Raw genomic sequence first — 16585 nt, 5'->3', positions numbered from 1 at the left:
TCAAGCCTTGCGCCTTCGCCTTTCGTCATCGAAGGTGTGCGAAGGCAGCGGAGAAAGGTCGCCATGGCAGAGCGCCAACCCATTCCCAACATCAACATCGGACAGGTCTACGACCAGCGTTACGCCGATGCCGAAGTGCACTACGAGGCCCTCGGCAAGCTGGCGGATTTCTTCGGTCGCAACATGCCGGTGCACCGCCACGACCGCTTTTTTCAGGTCCATTACGTGAAGAGCGGAGCGGTGCGGGTCTACCTCGACGAGCAGCAATACCGTCAGGAGGGGCCGCTGTTCTTCCTCACCCCGCCCACCATTCCCCATGCCTTCGTCACCGAGCAGGACGCCGACGGTCATGTGCTCACCGTGCGTCAGCAACTGGTCTGGCCCTTGCTCGAAGCCGAGCAGGGATTGGCCGATGGAGCGCAGATTGCGCCGGTGTGTGTGGCCTTTTCCGAGCTGGGGGAGGAGTACCGCGACGAGGTGCAGCGCCTGGACCTGCTGTTCGACCAGCTGCGCAGCGAGTTCGGTGCCCAGCGGCCAGGACGCGAGGCGGCGCTCTCGGCCCTGACCCGGCTGATCTTCATCAGCCTGTTGCGGCTTTCCGCCCGCTCCCTCAAGGCGCAGCCGGCGCGCCATGAGGACCTGCAGGTGTTCCACCGCTTCAACGGACTGATCGAGGCCCACTACCGCGAGCATTGGTCCCTCGGCCAGTACGCCAGCCAGATGGGCGTGACCGAGGCGCGGCTGAACGACATCTGCCGACGCATCGCCGATCTGCCGTCCAAGCGCCTGATCCACGACCGGGTGATGCAGGAGGCCAAGCGCCTGCTGCTGTTCACCGGCAGCTCATCCAACGAGATCTGCTACTTGCTGGGCTTCAAGGACCCAGCCTATTTCAGCCGCTTCTTCGCGCGTAATGCGGGCATGTCCCCCGGGGAATATCGCCAGCGCCGGGCGGCGGACAAGGAAGACTCCTGGCGCTGACTGCTGTCTTGTCTCTCTCTGCCAGGCCGGATTTCCCGACCGGCTGTCCTTCGTCGATCGCAATTTATTGATTCTTTGAGTTTTTTCTTTGAGCTGGGTAACCGGAGCGGGTCATTGCAGTTGTCCACGGTTGACAGTCACGGGCAAAACGTTAATTTGTTAATGATATTCTGAATATGTTAACGAATCGACTGTCGCCCGATTGCTCAACCCGCAACTACAAGAACAACGAGGCCCACTCCAATGAAGATCTCCAGGCTTGCCATCCTCTTCGCCGCTGCCTGTTCAGCGTCCACGGCGCTCGCGGAGCAGAGCTACACCCTCAAGGTCGCGCACTTCCTGCCGGCCAACTCCAATGCCCAGCGCAACATCATCGAACCCTGGTGCCAGCAGCTCACCAGCGAGTCCGCCGGCCGCCTGAAGTGCCAGTTCTACCCCTCGATGCAACTGGGCGGGACCCCGGCCAAGCTGGCAGACATGGCGCGCAATGGCGTCGCCGACATCGTCTGGACTGCGCCCGCGTATTCGGCGGGCAAGTTCCCGCGCATGGAGGCCATGGAGTTGCCGTTCATGCTGCCGGCCGGGGCGAAGGCCAGTAACCCGATCATCTGGCAGTACTACGAGCAGTACGCCCGGGACGACTTCAAGGGCTACAAGGTGCTGTCGGTGCACGGTGATGGCGGCATGGATATCCACACACGTGGCAAGGGCGTGGCGACCCTGGACGACCTGAAGAACCTCAAGTTGCGGGTGTCCAGCCGTACCGCTGCAAGTCTGGTGAAGACCCTCGGTGCCACCCCGGTGAGCATGCCGCCGGCGCAGATGACCGAATCCATCTCCAAGGGGGTGGTGGATGGTGCGCTGGCCTCCTGGGAAGTGGTGCCGCCGACGAAGCTGGACGAGGTCACCGATCACCACTCGGCCACTCCCACCGGCCAGCCGGCCTTCTCCTACACCGTGCTGGCGATGCTGATGAACGAGCGCAAGTTCAACAGCCTGCCCGAGGACCTGCGCGCCATCATCGAACGCAACAGCGGCCCGGTCTTGAACCAGCGCTTTGCCACCGCTTGGGACAAGGCCCTGGACGACGCCCGCACCCGCACGCCCTCCGAACAGATCGTCGCCATCGACGAAAGCGCCTATGGCGCCATGCGCCAGGCCGCCGCGCCGGTGGCCGATGCCTGGGCTGCTGCCGTCACGGAAAAAGGGCTCGACGGCAAGGCGCTGCTCGAAGGCGCCCGGTCGCTCTCCAGTAACGCCCGGTGATCGATCATGAACGAGTCCTTGTCCTTCGAGTCTTCCCCCGCCGAGGGGGCTGGCCTGGCCAGCCGCGCACTGCAGCGTACCGCCCAGGGTTTCGCCCTGGGTGGCGGCTGCATCCTGCTGGCTCTGGTGGCCATGTCCATGGTCTCCATCATCGGCCGCAAGCTGTTCGCTACGCCCATCCAGGGTGATATCGAAATCATGGAAATCGGCGCGGCGGTCGCCATCGCGGCGTTCCTGCCGCTCTGCGAACTGCGCGGCCAGCACATCAAGGTGGACGCCTTCACCCTGAAATTGCCGGTACGGGTCCAGGCCTGGCTGGATGCCGCTGCCCACTTCCTATGCCTGCTGATTGCGCTGGTACTGGCCTGGCGAACCGGCTTGCAGGTGCTGGAAAGCCATGAATACGGCGAAGTCTCCACGCTGCTCTCGGTGCCGCTGTGGATACCGCTGCTGGGCATCGTCCCGAGCCTCCTGCTGCTGGCGGTCACCGCCGGAGCCCGAACCTGCCAATGCTTTTTCCGGGAGCAACGTCCATGAGCGGTCTCAGTCTCGGCCTGCTGGCACTGGCCGTCACCTTCACCCTGCTGGTGCTGCGCGTGCACATCGGCCTGACCATGATGGTGGGTGGCGCCCTGTGCTTCCTCGCGGTGAACGATGGCGACTTCTCCGCGCTGCTGTTCAGCCTCAACAACCTGGCCTGGTCACGCCTCTCCAACTACGACCTGGCGGTGATTCCGCTGTTCGTGCTGATGGGGCAGTTCGCCACCCATGGCGGCCTGTCCAGGGCGATTTTCCGTTGCGCCGCAGCCTTCGTCGGCCACCTGCGCGGCGGAATCGGCATGTCCGCCATCGGCGCCTGTGCCGGCTTCGGGGCCATATGCGGTTCGTCGCTGGCCACTTCCGCCACCATGAGCCAGGTGGCGCTGCCGGAGCTGCGCCGGCACAACTATTCCGGGCGCCTGGCTACCGCCACCGTGGCGGCGGGCGGCACCCTGGGCATCCTCATCCCGCCGTCGGTGCCGTTGATCATCTATGCGGTGCTGACCCAGGAATCCATCGCCAAGCTGTTCGTCGCCGCCGTGGTGCCGGGCCTGCTGGCGGCGGTGGGCTATCTGATCGTCGTACGCCTGATGGTGTCGCGGGAGCCGGAGGGCCACACCCGCAGCGAACCGGCCAGCGCCGCCGAGCGTTTCAAGGCGTTCCTTCAGGTACTGCCGGTACTGGGAGTGTTCCTGGTGGTGATCGTCGGCATCTACGGCGGTTGGGCCAACCCCACCGAGGCTGCTTCCATCGGCGCGGCGGCGTGCGGCCTGCTGGCGTTCTTCCAGGGAGGCATGCGCGGAGCTGGATTGCGCCTCAGCCTGCTGGGCACGGCTGAAACCTCCGCGATGATCTTCCTCGTGTTGCTCGGCGCCGACCTGCTCAACTCGGGCCTGGCGCTGACCCAGATGCCCACCGAGCTGGCCGAATGGGTCAAGCAGAGCGGACTCGCGCCCATGCTGGTGCTCTGCGCGATCCTGCTGCTGTATCTGCTGCTGGGCTGCGTGATGGACTCCCTGGCGATGATCCTGCTGACCATTCCGATCTTCTACCCGGTCATCATGGGGCTGGATTTCTATGGCCTCACCGAAGTCCAGAAGTCCATCTGGTTCGGCATCCTCGCGCTGATGGTGGTGGAGATCGGGCTTATCCACCCGCCGCTGGGCATGAACCTGTTCATCGTCAACAAGGTGGCGCGCGACGTGCCTTACCTTGAAACCGCCAAGGGCGTGCTGCCGTTCCTCGCCTCCGACCTACTGCGCATCGTCCTGCTGGTCGCGTTCCCCGGCGTGTGCCTCTGGCTATTGAGCCTTTGATCTTCGCGGGCCGCCGTGCGGCCCGTGCCTTTCCTGCTGTTGCGGAGTCCCCATGTCCCAGCACGCCCCACAGGCCGGCCGAGGCCTGATCATTCTTCTGGCTGCCCTGGTGGCCTTTGCGCCCCTGTCCATCGACATGTACCTGCCCAGCCTGCCCGCGCTGGCGCGGGAGCTGGCGGCGAGCGATGCCCAGGTGCAGCACAGCATCAGCGTGTTCCTGGTGGGGCTGTGCATCGGCATGTTGTTCTACGGTCCGCTGTCGGATCGCTTCGGCCGTCGCCCCCTGCTGCTCGGCGGCATCGCCTTGTACGTGGTCGCCAGCGTTGGCTGCTCGTGGGCCGCCAGTGCCGACCAGCTGCTCCTGTGGCGTGGCCTTCAGGCCCTGGGTGGCGCCGCTGCCTCGGTATTGGCGCGGGCCATCGTCCGTGACCTCTTCCCCTTGCAACAGGCGGCGCGGGTGCTGTCGCTGATGCATCTGGTGACCATGCTCGCCACGCTGGTGGCGCCCCTGCTGGGCAGCTACCTGATGGAACTGGCCGGCTGGCGATCGATCTTCATCGGCCTGCAGGGCTTCGCCGCGCTGTGCGGCCTGGCGGTCTGGCTGCGGGTGCCGGAAACCCACTGTGGCGAGGCGCGCGGACATTCCCTGGGCAGCGCCTTCGCCGCGTATTTCGCGATCCTCGGCAACCCACGGGCGGTGGGTCTGATGCTGTGCATGGAGCTGTCCTTCGCCGGGATGTTCGCCTACATCACCGGCTCGCCCTTCGTCTTCATCGAGCATTTCGGCTTCAGCCCGCAGCAATACGCGCTGCTGTTCGGCGCCAATATCGCCGGGGTGATAGTCGCCACTTTCCTCAACGCCCGCCTGGTGGGACGTCTAGGCCCCGAAGCCATGCTGCGTCGGGGTTCCCAAGTGTCGGCTCTGGCCGGACTGGGGCTGTTGCTGGCGGCTAGCTTGCCGGCGTCCGGCTGGCCGGCCATTGCACTGGCGCTGCTGCTGTTTGTCTGCGTCACCGGGATGCTCGGCGCCAACGCCATCGCCAGCCTGATGGCGCTTTTCCCACAACGTGCCGGCGCCGCCGCAGCCCTGGCGGTGGCCGGGCAGTTCGGTCTCGGCGCCCTGGCCAGCTTCCTGGTGGGCGTGCTGCATGACGGCTCGCCCATGCCCATGAGCCTGATCATCGCGCTCTGCGGTGCAGGCTCCTTCCTCGCGCTACGCCTGGCCGTTCGCTCGCGGCGGGTGGTGGCTGCCGCTCCCGAATGAATTCGCCCTCACAGACACTGCCCTGGCTAATGCACGACAGGATCAGTGCGGACCTTCCGTTGTCGCGGCGATCTCCCGGCCCAGCCAGCGCTGGCGTGGCAGCAACCAGAAGCAGTAGGCGAGCAGCAGCACGCCAGCTGTAGTCATGGCGATGGGGGCGCCGAAGTGTTCGGCGAGGATGCCGACCAGCAGGCCCCCTATGGCGTCGAAGCCGAAGCGCGTCGAGGTGTAGAGCGCCACCACGCGGCCGCGCAGGTGTTCCGGCGCCAGGCTCTGCAAGAGGATGTTGGTGCCGACGTTGCAGTTGGTGATGGCGAAGCCGAGCACGGCCATGGCCATCAGCGACAGCGCCAGTGCGTCGCTGGCGGCGAAGGCCAGCAGTCCGGCGCCGCCGGCCAGGGCGCAGGCCATGATGCTGTTCACCAGGCCCGGCAGGGCATGGCGATTGGCGAGAAATGCCGTGCCCAGCAGCGAGCCCAGGCCGGCGGCGCCCCAGAGCCAACCGAGGGTGCGCGCGTCGCCGGCGAAGATGTCCTTGGCGAACACCGGCAGCAGCACCGCGTAGCTGGAGGCGGTGAGGTTGACCACCAGCACGCTGGTCATCATCAGGCGGATCGGCGGGCGGCCGGCGATGTAGCGCAGGCCCTCGCGGAACACATCGCTGGTGGAGCCCTGGGCGCGCGGCGTGGGGGCCATGCGGATTACCAGCAGCCCGGCGGCAAGGCCCAGATAGGAGAGGGCGTTGAGGGCGAAGCAGGCGGCCTCGCTGGTGAAACCCAGCAGCAGGCCGGCCAGCGGCGGGCCGATGAAGCGCGAGCAGTTGAACAGCATCGCGTTCAGCGCCAGGGCGTTGGGCAGGTCCTCCTTGCCGCTGACGAACTGGCTCAGCAGGGATTGGCGCAGCGGTGTGTCGAAGGCGTTGAGCACGCCAAGCAGGGCGGCCATGGCGACGATCAGCGTCGGGCCGATCAGCCCGGTCGCCGTCAGCCCCGCCAGAACCACGGCCTGCAGGCCGAGCAGGCCCTGCACGCCGATCAGTAGGCGGCGTTTGTCGTGGCGGTCGATCCAGGCCCCGGCCAGCGGGCCTACCAGCAACTGCGGCAGCAATGAGGCAAAGGTGGTGACGCCCAGCAGCGCCGCGGAGCCGGTGAGGCGGTAGATCAACCAGGCCAGCGCCACCTGCTGCAGCCAACTGCCCAGGGTGGAAATGGCCTGGCCGGCGAAGTACAGGCGGAAGTTGCGGTGGCGCAGGGCGCGGATGGCGGCGGGCCAGGGACGGGGTTCGGACATCGTGCAGTTGCGAGCTTGGCGGAAAGAGAAAGTTAATATCTTAACGTGATTGACGCTTGCTCCAAGCCCGCTTTTTGGGCACGTCGTCGGGGCCGAGTGGAGAGTGCTAGGCCCGCCCGAACGCCAAGGTCGGCACGTCCACGATGCTCGACCCGCCATCGGCCACCAGGCTGGCGCCAGTGATGATGGAGGCTTCGTCCGAGAGCAGGAAGCGGCAGACGCTGGCGATTTCCTCCGGCTTGGCGGGGCGGCGCAGTGGCACTTCGGCGGTAACCCGCGCATAGGCCGCCTCCAGATCTTCGCCATGACGCTCCATCAACGGCTGCATCTCGGCGTCGGCCATGGGTGTGCGCACCCAGCCCGGGCAGACGGCGTTCACCCGCACGCCCTGCGGGCCAAAGTCCCGGGCCAGGGAGCGGGTGAGGCCGAGGAGGGCGTGCTTGGCGGTGGTGTAGCCGCAAACGCCTTCGCCGGCTGCCAGGGCGGCGATGGAGGCCATCAGCACCAGGGCGCCGCGCCGCTGTGCCAGTAGCGGCAGGCAGGCGCGGGCGGTGTAGAAGGCGCTGTCCAGGTTGGCGCGCATTGCCGCCTGCCAGTCCTCGTCCGAAGTTTCGGTGGCGCTGCCCAGGCCATGGCCGCCGGCGTTGGCGATCACCCCGTCGAGGCCACCGAAGCGCTCGCGGATGGCCGGGATGAAGCGGGCCCAGTCGGCGCTGCTGGCGGCATCCCCGCAGAGCACCAGGCCGCCGGTCCCGGCGGCCACGTCCTCCAGCGGTTCGCGACGCCTTCCCACCAGCACCAGTTGCGCGCCGTCGTGGGTGAGACGTTGCGCACAGGCCGCGCCTATGCCACTGCCGGCTCCGGTGATGAGCACGGTGCGGCCCTTCACAGCGGATACTCCGTGCGGTTCAGCACGCTGCAGTGGGAACTCACCGGGAAGTTCGACAACTGGCCGAAGTCGCCGCCGGCATAGCCGCAGATCTTGCCGTCGCTGCGATGGTGCTGCAGGTCGATCAGCACCACGCCGAGGGTGGGGATGATCTTCTCCCGCCAGACGAAGAGGTAGAGCGACTCGGCGATCTTCAAAGTGTGGCAGCGGTCGGTGTCCGCCAGGCCCTGCTCGACCCCCTTGAGGCACTGCCAGCTATAGAAGTTCTCGTTGAGGTAGAGGTGCTCGTAGACCTCGCTGGGGCTGTAGCGGTAGAGGTTGCGCAGGCCTACCAGTTCGAGGCTCGGCGCGTGGGGGCAGGCGCCTTCGCGCCAGGGGCGGTCGAGGCTGCCGTGGAGGAATTCCGCCTTCACCGACGTCAGCTCGCCACCGGCGAGCGCCTTGCCGAACAGGTCGCCCCGGCATTCCGCCTCGCTGGGCATGCGCCCGAGCACGGCGGTGAAGGCGGCGTTGGCGATATCCAGCACCAGGCTTACCGAGACCGTGCGGCCGTTCTCCTGCTTGAGGAAGTCCACCAGGTACAGGCCCTCGCGCACCGAGGTGGCGCGGTAGGACGCCTCGCCGCCGCTGCCGTCCTGCAATGACCAGGCGAGCTGCTCGGCGCCGAAGCGGTGCTCGATCCGCCAGCCGTTGGCGAAGTGCAGGGTGAAGGTGCGGCCGGCAAGGTCCGCCAGGCTGGGCAGGATGAAGGCTTGCGGGGCGAAACCGTCGGCCAGGGCGCCGACGGTGATCCATTCGGGTTGGGTAGTCATGGCTCATCTCCGTGGGTTGGGATGACGCCATGCTCGGCTGGATGGGGGAGGGGTGGTATCAACCGGAAGGTGGAGGTGGCACGTTCGGGTCGTAGGATGGGTGGAGCTTGCGATACCCATCGGTCTGACACGGTGATTGATAGGTTTCGCTCAGCTCGCGGAACACCACCCGCCCCATCCTAGGGGAAGAGCTTCCTCACCAGTTCGGTCCGGCTGCGTGCACCGGTCTTGCGGAACAGGTGGATAAGGTGGGTCTTCACCGTGGCCAGCCCCATATCGAGCTGCCGGGCGAGGTCCTTGTTGGACAGGCCTTCGCGCAGGAGCAGGGCGATTTCCTGTTCCCGAGGGGTGAAACCGGTCAGCCGATCCTTCTCCGCTGGCGCGTCCGGCAGCTGGCGCACGGCGAGGTCGAGCAGGCCGCGCAGGCCATCCAGGCGCTGCAGTTCATCGGCATCGAAGGGCGTCTGGCTGCCCAGACGCAGCAGGGAGACGCCCGCCACCGGCCGCTGGCGATCATGGGCGATCACTTCCACCACATCGCGGATTCCATGGCGGACCAGGAAGCCCTGGTAGATACGCCGCGAATTGTCGGCCTGGCGTGCCATGGCTTCCCGCAGTGACACCACGGCGCGGCGTTCGTCGCGGCAAAGGGCGGGCTGCAGCGGGTCGAAGTCGCGGTAGTGGTCGAGGTAGTCGCGGTGGGTCCGGGCGTCCATGCGCAGGAGCTGGAAGTCGCGGGCGCGCAGGTGTGGGTCGACCCGGTAGAAGGCGAAGCAGGAGGCCGGGACAACCCGGCTGAAGGCGTGCAGGCAGTGCAGGCCGAAGTCGTTGTGCATGGCGCTGCTCCCGAAAACGGAGGAGCGCGGCATGGGCCGCGCTCCGAAGGGTTACAGATGGGCTTCCTGGAAACCTATCGCAAGGGCATTGACGATGGTGTCGATCTGCTCCTTCTCGATTACCAGCGGCGGCGAAAGGATGATCTTGGTGCCCACCGGGCGCACCATCACACCGTTGGCGCGGGCGATCTCGGCGACGCGGTTGGCGTAGCCGCCCATGGGGTCGATGGGGTCGCGGCTGGCCTTGTCGCTCACCAGGTCCAGCGCCACCATCAGACCCTTGCCGCGCACCTCGCCGACAGCGGCGAAGCGTTCGGGGAAGGAGGCGAGGCTGCTGAGCAGGTAGTCGCCCTGCTTGGCGGCGTTGGCCGGCAGGTTTTCCTGCTCGACGATATCCAGGTTGGCCAGGGCCGCGGCGCAGGCCACCGGATGCCCGGAGTAGGTGTAGCCATGCATGATGGCGCCGGTGAAGTCGCCATTGCCCGCGAAGGCCTGCTCGATGCGCTCGTTGACCACGGTGGCGCCCAGCGGGATGTAGCCCGAGGAGATGCCCTTGGCCAGGCACATGATGTCCGGCTTCACGCCCCACAGGCGGCTGCCGAACATGGCGCCGGAACGGCCGAAGCCGGTGACGATTTCATCGGCGATCAGCAGCACGCCGTACTTGTCGCAGACCTTGCGGATCAGCGGCCAGTAGTTGGCCGGCGGCACGATCACACCACCCGCGCCCTGGATCGGCTCGGCGATGAAGGCGGCCACGGTGTCCGGGCTCTGGAACTGGATTTCCCGCTCGAGGATGTCGGCGCAGATCTGCCCCAGTTCTTCCGGGTCCTGGCTGTAGGGGTTGCGGTAGAGCCAGGGCGTGTCGACGTGGAAGCAACCGGGCAGCAGCGGCTCGTAGTTGCGGCGGAACACCGTGTTGCCGTTCACCGAAGCGCCGCCGAAGTGGGTGCCGTGGTAGCCCTGGCGCAGGGAGATGAACTTGGTGCGGTCGGCCTGGCCCTGCAGCTTCCAGTACTGGCGGGCGAGCTTCAGCGCGGTTTCCACGGCGTCGGAGCCGCCGGAGCTGAAGGCCACGCGGCGCATGCCTTCGGGTTCCAGCATGCCAATCACCTTGGCGGCCAGTTCCTCGGCGCGCGGGTGGCTGATGCCGTCGAACAGCTGGAAGTATTCCAGCTCGTCCAGCTGGGCGGTGATGGCGGCCTTGATCTCCTTGCGGCCGTGGCCGACGTTGACGTTCCACAGGCCCGCCACGCCGTCCACCAGGCGATTGCCCTTGTCATCGAAGACGAAGCAGCCCTCACCACGGAGGATGCGGATGGGTTCGCGCTGCTTCATCTCGTTGGGGTGCAGCATGGGGTGCCAGAAGGCGGTGTCTTTGGTGCTCACAATGAATTCTCCTGTCGTGCAGCGGTGCGGCTGTGTGGCATTTGTGCCGCAACCGGCCGGGGGCGTCTTGTCTGTCCGTGCCAGGCCGGTTGCCTGGCCCTGCCTAGTTGCGCTCCAGTTCCGCGCGGATTTCCTGGCGCACCCGCGTGAAGTCGGCGGCGGCCTGTGGGTCCGTCAGCAGGTTCGCTACCAGGGCTGCGGCGGCGAGCTGCCCGCCTTCCAGGTCGCTGGGGTAATGCACGCCGGCGATCACCCGGCTCGCGGCATGTTCCTGTGCGCGTTCGAACAACTCGGCGTGTCGTTCCGGCACCGCCATGCCCAGCAGGGTGGCATTGAGGTAGGCGTTCATGCTGTGGCCGCTGGGGTAGGAATCGCCTTCCGGCGGCGGCAGCACGGGCTTCACCCTGGCGTCGGCCTCATAGGGGCGGGGCCGGTCGAAGTGCTGCTTGGCAGGCATCAGCACCTGCACCAGGTCTTCCTGGGCGCGGCGGAAGAAGGCGCGGGTCAGCGGTAGCCGCTCTGCCGCGAAGTTCTTGCCGAGCAGGTCGGCGGCGAAGGGGAAGACACCGTCTTCCCACTGGTCGTCAGCCTGCACCTTTCTCACCTGTGCGGTACTGCGCGCGGCCTGGGCGTCGAGCACGGCCTGGAGGTCGGCTCGGGCCGCAGGCGAATCGGCAGCAGGGGGCGGGGGCAGGTAGTCGGCCAACTGGAGCCGGGCTTCGGCGAGGTAGGGCGGGTAGGGGGTGGCCGGTTCGGCCTGGACGGCCAGCGCGGGAAGGAGCAGGGCGAGGCCGAACAACAGGGCGCGTGGGGGCTTTTGCATGGCAACGGTCCTTATTGTGGGAAGGGACGAGACGGTGGTTCCGGCCATCTCGACTGTCCTTGTCCGTCAAAGGCGGAGGCGACGCTTGTCTGTCCCTGCCCGGTGGGTTGTCTCTGCCGGCCGTGCCCTGGCAGCCAGTGGCAAATCTCCCGGCAGGGAGGGTCAAGAGCGGCCGCGGGGTTTGCCGCAGAGTGCCATTCGACTATCCGAGATACCCGGCCGCCCCGGTGGCCGAGCGAGAAGAGGAATCGAGATGAGCATTGCCCTTGACCCCCGCGTGGCGGCCTTCGTCCAGGCCCGCCACGGCCTGCTGATCGACGGGGAAGCGCGCCCGGCGCTGTCCGGCGCCGAGATGCCGGTGTTCAACCCCGCCACGGGCGAGGCGCTGGCGCGGGTCGCCGTTGCCGCCGCGCAGGATGTCGACCTGGCAGTGGGTGCCGCGCGCCGCGCCTTCGAGGGCAGCTGGGCGCAACAGCGTCCGGCAGACCGCGAGCGCCTGCTGCTGAAACTGGCCGATCTGCTGGAGGCCCACGGCGAAGAGCTGGCGCAACTGGAAACCCTGAACAACGGCAAGTCGATCAACCTGTCGCGCGCCATCGAGGTGGGCGCCAGCGTCGAGTACGTGCGCTACATGGCCGGCTGGGCCACCAAGATCGAAGGCAAGAGCCTGGATGTCTCGATTGGCGCCATTCCCGGCGGCAAGTACCGCGCCTACACGGTGCCGGAACCGGTGGGTGTCGTGGGCGCCATCGTGCCCTGGAACTTCCCGCTGATGATGGCGCTGTGGAAGATCGTGCCGGCCCTGGCCTGCGGTTGCACCGTGGTGCTCAAGCCCGCCGACGAGACCCCGCTCACCGCCCTGCGCCTGGGCCGGCTGTGCCTGGAGGCGGGCATTCCGGCGGGTGTGGTGAACATCGTCACCGGTGTGGGCGCCGAGGCCGGTGCGGCCCTGGCGGCGCATCCGGGGATCGACAAGCTCGCCTTCACCGGCTCCACCCCGGTGGGCAAGCTGATCGGTCACGCGGCGGTGGAGAACATGACCCGCTTCACCCTGGAATTGGGCGGCAAATCGCCGGTGATCGTGCTCGACGACACCGCCCTGGACAACGCCGCTGCCGGTGCCGCCGGGGCGATCTTCTTCAACCAGGGCCAGGTGTGCACGGCAGGCTCGCGCCTCTACGTGCAGCGCAAGTCCTTCGACCAGGTGCTGGAGCGCCTGCATGGCATCGCCAGTTCGCTCAGCATCGGGCCGGGCCTGGACCCGTCCGCGCAGATCAACCCGCTGATCTCCGCCAAGCAGCAGCGTCGCGTGCTGGGCATGATCGACAGCGGTCGTGCCCAGGGTGCCAGCGTCATCTGCGGCGGCGAGGCGTACGGCGAACGGGGCTTCTTCGTCCAGCCGACGGTGATCGCCAATGTGCGTCCGGAGATGCAGGTGGTTCGCGAGGAAATCTTCGGTCCGGTGCTGGTGGCCACCGCCTTCGACGACCTCGATGAAGTGGTCGCCCTGGCCAACGACAGCCCCTACGGCCTGGCCGCCAGCATCTGGTCCAATGACCTGAAGCAGGTGATGGGGCTGATCCCGCGCCTGAAGGCCGGCACCGTCTGGGTCAACGCCCACAACCTGCTGGACCCTTCGATGCCCTTTGGCGGCTTCAAGCAGTCTGGCATCGGCCGCGAGATGGGCCATGCGGCCATCGAGGCCTTCACCGAGAACAAGTCCGTGTGCATCGCCTACTGAGCCACGCCGCCGGAGGCATTGGCCTTCGATGACCTTCGCCGGGCCTCCGGGCCCGGCCTTCCACATGCCTTGAACCCTAACAACGACAACATCCGTCTTCGAGGTCCAGCACCATGTCCATCCACGCAAGACTCTCAGCCCACCTGGAGCAGGGAACGGTCGGTTTCCCCACCGCCCTCGCCAGTACCATCGGCCTGATCATGGCCAGCCCGGTGATCCTCACCGCCACCATGGGCTTCGGCATCGGTGGCAGCGCCTTCGCTGCGGCCATGCTGATCGCCGCGCTGATGATGCTGGCGCAGGCCACGACCTTCGCCGAGGCCGCCTCCATCCTGCCAACCACGGGTTCGGTGTACGACTACATCTCCTGCGGCCTGGGACGCTTCTTCGCCATCACCGGGACCATTTCCGCCTACCTCATCGTCCACGTGTTCGCCGGCACCGCCGAGACCATCCTCTCCGGGGTCATGGCGCTGGTGAACTTCGAGCATCTCAACACCCTGGCGGAGTCCGCCGGCGGCTCCTGGTTGCTGGGCGTGGGCTTCGTGATCGTCTTCGGCATCCTCAACGCCTTCGGCATTAGCGTATTCAGCAAGGCCGAGGTGATCCTCACCTTCGGCATGTGGACGACGTTGATGATCTTCGGCGTGGCTGGCCTTATCGCCGCGCCGGCGGTGCAGCTGGACGGCTGGTTCGGCGCTTCCCTGGTGGGTACCGACCTCACCACCATCCTGTCCCTGGTGGGCATGGCGATGTTCATGTTCGTCGGCTGCGAGTTCGTCACCCCGCTGGCCCCGGAAGTGCGCCATTCGGCGCGCACCCTGCCGCGCGCCATGGCCCTGGGGCTGTTCGGCGTGGCGTCCTGCATGTTCATCTACGGCGCGGCGATGAAGCGCCAGGTGGAGAACGTGCTGCTGGACGAGGCTACCGGCGTGCACCTGCTGGATACGCCCATGGCCATTCCCCAGTTCGCCCAGCAGGTGATGGGCGACATCGGGCCGATCTGGCTGGGCATCGGCTTCCTCTTCGCCGGTGCTGCCACCATCAACACCCTGATGGCCGGCCTGCCGCGCATCATGTACGGCATGGCAGTGGACGGCGCGCTGCCCAGGGTTTTCACCTACCTGCACCCGCGCTTCAAGACGCCGCTGCTGTGCATCGCCGTGGCGGCCGCCATTCCCTGCGTGCACGCCTGGTGGCTGGGCGGCAATACCGACGATATCTTCAACCTGGTGCTGGCCGCCGTCTGTGCCTGGAGTACCGCCTACCTGCTGGTGACCCTCTCGGTGGTGATGCTGCGCATCCGCCGCCCGGACCTGCCGCGCGCCTATCGCTCGCCCTGGTTCCCGCTGCCGCAGATCGTCTCGTCGGTAGGCATCCTCATTGGCATGTGGTTCATCACCCCGCCGGGCATGAACTCCAGCGACATTTACGTGCCTTTCGGCGTGATGCTCGGCCTGACCGCCGCCTACGCGCTGTTCTGGACCCTGGTGGTGCAGAAGGTGAACCCGTTCCGGCCGGTGCCGGTGGAGGAGGTGCTGGAGAAGGAGTTCAACCACGAACCCGGCGTCGGTCACTCCGTGGAGCGCTTCGAGCATGTTTCCAAGCCTGTCTGAGTATTGGCGGCGACCGCCCTCCGGCTACCGGCCGGGGGCCACGCTGGTGCATGTGCAGCGTGATCTCCAGGGCTTGCCGGGCGAGCCGCTCGACGGGGCGGCGATGCGCTTTCGCAGCGCAGACGGCACCCTGGACTTCGAGGTGCGTGAGGTGGTGCAGGCGCAGTTCCTCATGCACCTGGTGCTCACCGAGTTCGTCCTGCGGGTGCCTTCGGCCGGGATCGGGCCGGTGCGCATCGAACTGAACCACCGGGGCGCGATCCGCCGGCAGGGCATTGCCTGCAAGGTCCGCGCGGGCGATGCCGGAGCGCTGGCCAACCGCTTGCAGGACGACCCCCGGTTGCTGGCCGCGTTGATGCCCCTGGACTTCAAGCGCCTGCGCATCGAGCGCGAAGGGAGCCAGTGGGTGGTGCGCCTGGAACACATGGGCGCCAGCGAGGTGGTCAACCGGATGCCGGCGTTCCGTCGTTACATCCGTCTCACGGCTGAACAGCGCCAGCATCTCCTGCAGGTCTTCCGAGGTCTGCGGGAACTGTTGGGCGAGTACTGAATAGGAGGGCATCTCCAGCCCGGGCACAGGTGGTCTGTTCTGGCCGACAAGCTTCCTTGTCGACCAAATAGATAACATGTTAATAATGTCGCCATAACAATGTGGCTTCAGCCCGCCCCTGGAGGTGCCCGATGGTTTCCCAAGCTGTCCGCTCCCATGATTTCGATTCCTGGCTCCGTGAGCTGCAAGGCGTCTGCGGTCGATTCGAATCGCGTCCGGCGTTGAGCCACGGTCTGTTCATCGGCGAGATCGCCCGCCAGGACCTCTCCGGGCTGGAAGTGGCGCAGATTCGCACCAACGCCGGGTTGATCAGCCGCCAGCGCACCTCCATCGATCATGACGACGACCGCCACTGCTTCCTCGTGGTCCAGCGCAGTGGCCGCGCCCAGCTGCGGCAGAACGGCGAGAGCGTCGAACTGGCGCCCGGCGAGATGGCCCTGATGGATTCGGCCCGGGCCTGCGAAATCCTCCCCCACGGTCTTATCGAGCACGCCTCCTTCCACCTGTCCCGCGACGAGGTCTGCCGCCATCTGCCGGAAGGCCGACCGACCTTCGGCAAGCTCTCCCAGCAGTGCGCCAGCGGCCGCGTGCTGCGTACCCTGGTGGAGCAGATCTGCGGCGGCGAGCTGGACGATTGCGCCGGCCTGGAGGAGGGCGACGCCCTGCAGGAAGCGCTGATCGCATTGCTGGCGCCGACCCTGCGGCAGCAGGCCGGGCAGACCGCCAGCGAGCAGGACCAATGCCACAACGCCGGCCTGCGCGGACTGGCGCAGCAACTGATCGATCAGTCCCTGTCCGAACCGGGGCTCACGCCGCTGTCACTGGCCAGGCAGCTGAATATCTCGGTGCGCCAGCTCTACCGCCTGTTCGAGGAGCAGGGCGACAGCGTCTGCCGCTTCATCCAGCGCTCGCGGCTGAAACGCAGCGCCGCCGACCTCGCCAACCCGCGCTTGCGCAACGAGTCCATCACCGATATCGCCTTCCGCTGGGGCTTCACCGATTCGGCGCATTTCAGCCGCACCTTCAAGAAGCATTTCGAGCAGTCGCCACGGGATTACCGTGCCAGCGCATTCGTGGGCTGACGGGACTGCCGCCGCCTTTCGCCGCGAAGGCGATGATCGCGGGCTATCACCGAGACACAGGGGGGGAATTTCCCGTGCGCGGCGCTGGAGCCGGACAACGACAGGGAGCGGCTGGCCGTGTGTGGATCCGTCGGTACGAATGCCGGAGGGCCGTGGGCGGGTCACGGCTTTTTCGTTAAACTCTTCATGA

15 protein-coding genes are annotated in these 16585 nt (G+C 66.8%); 9 read left to right on the top strand and 6 right to left on the bottom strand.

Annotated features, from left to right (window positions below):
• Positions 1-63 precede the first annotated feature (63 nt).
• The 5 genes from hpaA to TQ98_RS19545 all read left to right on the top strand — a co-directional run bounded on the left by hpaA (position 64) and on the right by TQ98_RS19545 (position 5367).
• Positions 64-981, top strand: a complete 918-nt coding sequence (hpaA, locus tag TQ98_RS19565) for a 4-hydroxyphenylacetate catabolism regulatory protein HpaA (RefSeq protein ID WP_044870555.1) — start codon at positions 64-66, stop codon at positions 979-981.
• 243 nt (positions 982-1224) lie between these two features.
• On the top strand, positions 1225-2247 hold the full coding sequence (locus TQ98_RS19560) for a TRAP transporter substrate-binding protein (RefSeq protein ID WP_044870554.1): 1023 nt from the start codon (positions 1225-1227) through the stop codon (positions 2245-2247).
• A gap of 6 nt (positions 2248-2253) precedes the next feature.
• Entirely contained in the window at positions 2254-2784 is a 531-nt protein-coding gene (locus TQ98_RS19555; RefSeq protein ID WP_044870553.1) for a TRAP transporter small permease, read from the top strand.
• Positions 2781-4103 carry a TRAP transporter large permease gene (locus tag TQ98_RS19550; protein WP_044870552.1) on the top strand — a complete coding sequence of 441 codons (1323 nt, stop codon included), beginning with the start codon at positions 2781-2783 and terminating at the stop codon, positions 4101-4103. The genes TQ98_RS19555 and TQ98_RS19550 overlap by 4 nt, the downstream gene beginning before the upstream one ends.
• 52 nt (positions 4104-4155) lie before the next feature.
• Positions 4156-5367, top strand: coding sequence for a Bcr/CflA family multidrug efflux MFS transporter (locus TQ98_RS19545; RefSeq protein WP_044870551.1), 1212 nt, complete (start codon positions 4156-4158; stop codon positions 5365-5367).
• 42 nt (positions 5368-5409) lie between these two features.
• Here TQ98_RS19545 and TQ98_RS19540 read toward each other — a convergent pair whose 3' ends face one another.
• The 6 genes from TQ98_RS19540 to TQ98_RS19515 form a co-directional block, all read right to left on the bottom strand.
• Positions 5410-6657, bottom strand: a complete 1248-nt coding sequence (locus tag TQ98_RS19540; RefSeq protein WP_044870550.1) for an MFS transporter — start codon at positions 6655-6657, stop codon at positions 5410-5412.
• Positions 6658-6763: 106 nt separating this feature from the next.
• Positions 6764-7546 (bottom strand): SDR family oxidoreductase, encoded by a 783-nt coding sequence (locus TQ98_RS19535; RefSeq protein ID WP_044870549.1) that lies wholly within the window; start codon positions 7544-7546, stop codon positions 6764-6766.
• Positions 7543-8358, bottom strand: coding sequence for a molybdenum cofactor biosynthesis F family protein (locus tag TQ98_RS19530; protein ID WP_044870548.1), 816 nt, complete (start codon positions 8356-8358; stop codon positions 7543-7545). The genes TQ98_RS19535 and TQ98_RS19530 overlap by 4 nt, the downstream gene beginning before the upstream one ends.
• Before the next feature lie 179 nt (positions 8359-8537).
• Complete coding sequence (locus tag TQ98_RS19525) at positions 8538-9194, bottom strand: LuxR C-terminal-related transcriptional regulator (protein WP_044870694.1); 657 nt, start codon at positions 9192-9194, stop codon at positions 8538-8540.
• 51 nt (positions 9195-9245) lie between these two features.
• Complete coding sequence (locus tag TQ98_RS19520; protein ID WP_044870547.1) at positions 9246-10583, bottom strand: aspartate aminotransferase family protein; 1338 nt, start codon at positions 10581-10583, stop codon at positions 9246-9248.
• 103 nt (positions 10584-10686) lie between these two features.
• A complete protein-coding gene (locus TQ98_RS19515) occupies positions 10687-11406 on the bottom strand; it encodes a phosphatase PAP2 family protein (protein ID WP_044870546.1) in 720 nt (239 codons plus the stop codon).
• Between the two features lie 253 nt (positions 11407-11659).
• Between TQ98_RS19515 and TQ98_RS19510 the strand changes: the two genes are divergently transcribed.
• The 4 genes from TQ98_RS19510 to feaR all read left to right on the top strand — a co-directional run bounded on the left by TQ98_RS19510 (position 11660) and on the right by feaR (position 16395).
• Positions 11660-13147: an aldehyde dehydrogenase family protein gene (locus TQ98_RS19510; protein WP_044870545.1), complete on the top strand. Its 1488-nt coding sequence runs from the start codon at positions 11660-11662 to the stop codon at positions 13145-13147.
• A gap of 113 nt (positions 13148-13260) precedes the next feature.
• Positions 13261-14763, top strand: a complete 1503-nt coding sequence (locus TQ98_RS19505; RefSeq protein WP_103103013.1) for an APC family permease — start codon at positions 13261-13263, stop codon at positions 14761-14763.
• On the top strand, positions 14744-15313 hold the full coding sequence (locus TQ98_RS19500; RefSeq protein ID WP_044870542.1) for a DUF3156 family protein: 570 nt from the start codon (positions 14744-14746) through the stop codon (positions 15311-15313). Before TQ98_RS19505 ends, TQ98_RS19500 begins: the two co-directional genes overlap by 20 nt.
• A 131-nt stretch (positions 15314-15444) precedes the next feature.
• Positions 15445-16395 carry a transcriptional regulator FeaR gene (gene feaR / locus TQ98_RS19495; protein ID WP_044870541.1) on the top strand — a complete coding sequence of 317 codons (951 nt, stop codon included), beginning with the start codon at positions 15445-15447 and terminating at the stop codon, positions 16393-16395.
• Positions 16396-16585: the final 190 nt, after the last annotated feature.

This window comes from Pseudomonas sp. LFM046 (genome assembly GCF_000949385.2).
Lineage (GTDB): Bacteria > Pseudomonadota > Gammaproteobacteria > Pseudomonadales > Pseudomonadaceae > Metapseudomonas.
This window is presented reverse-complemented; position numbering and strand designations above follow the sequence as displayed.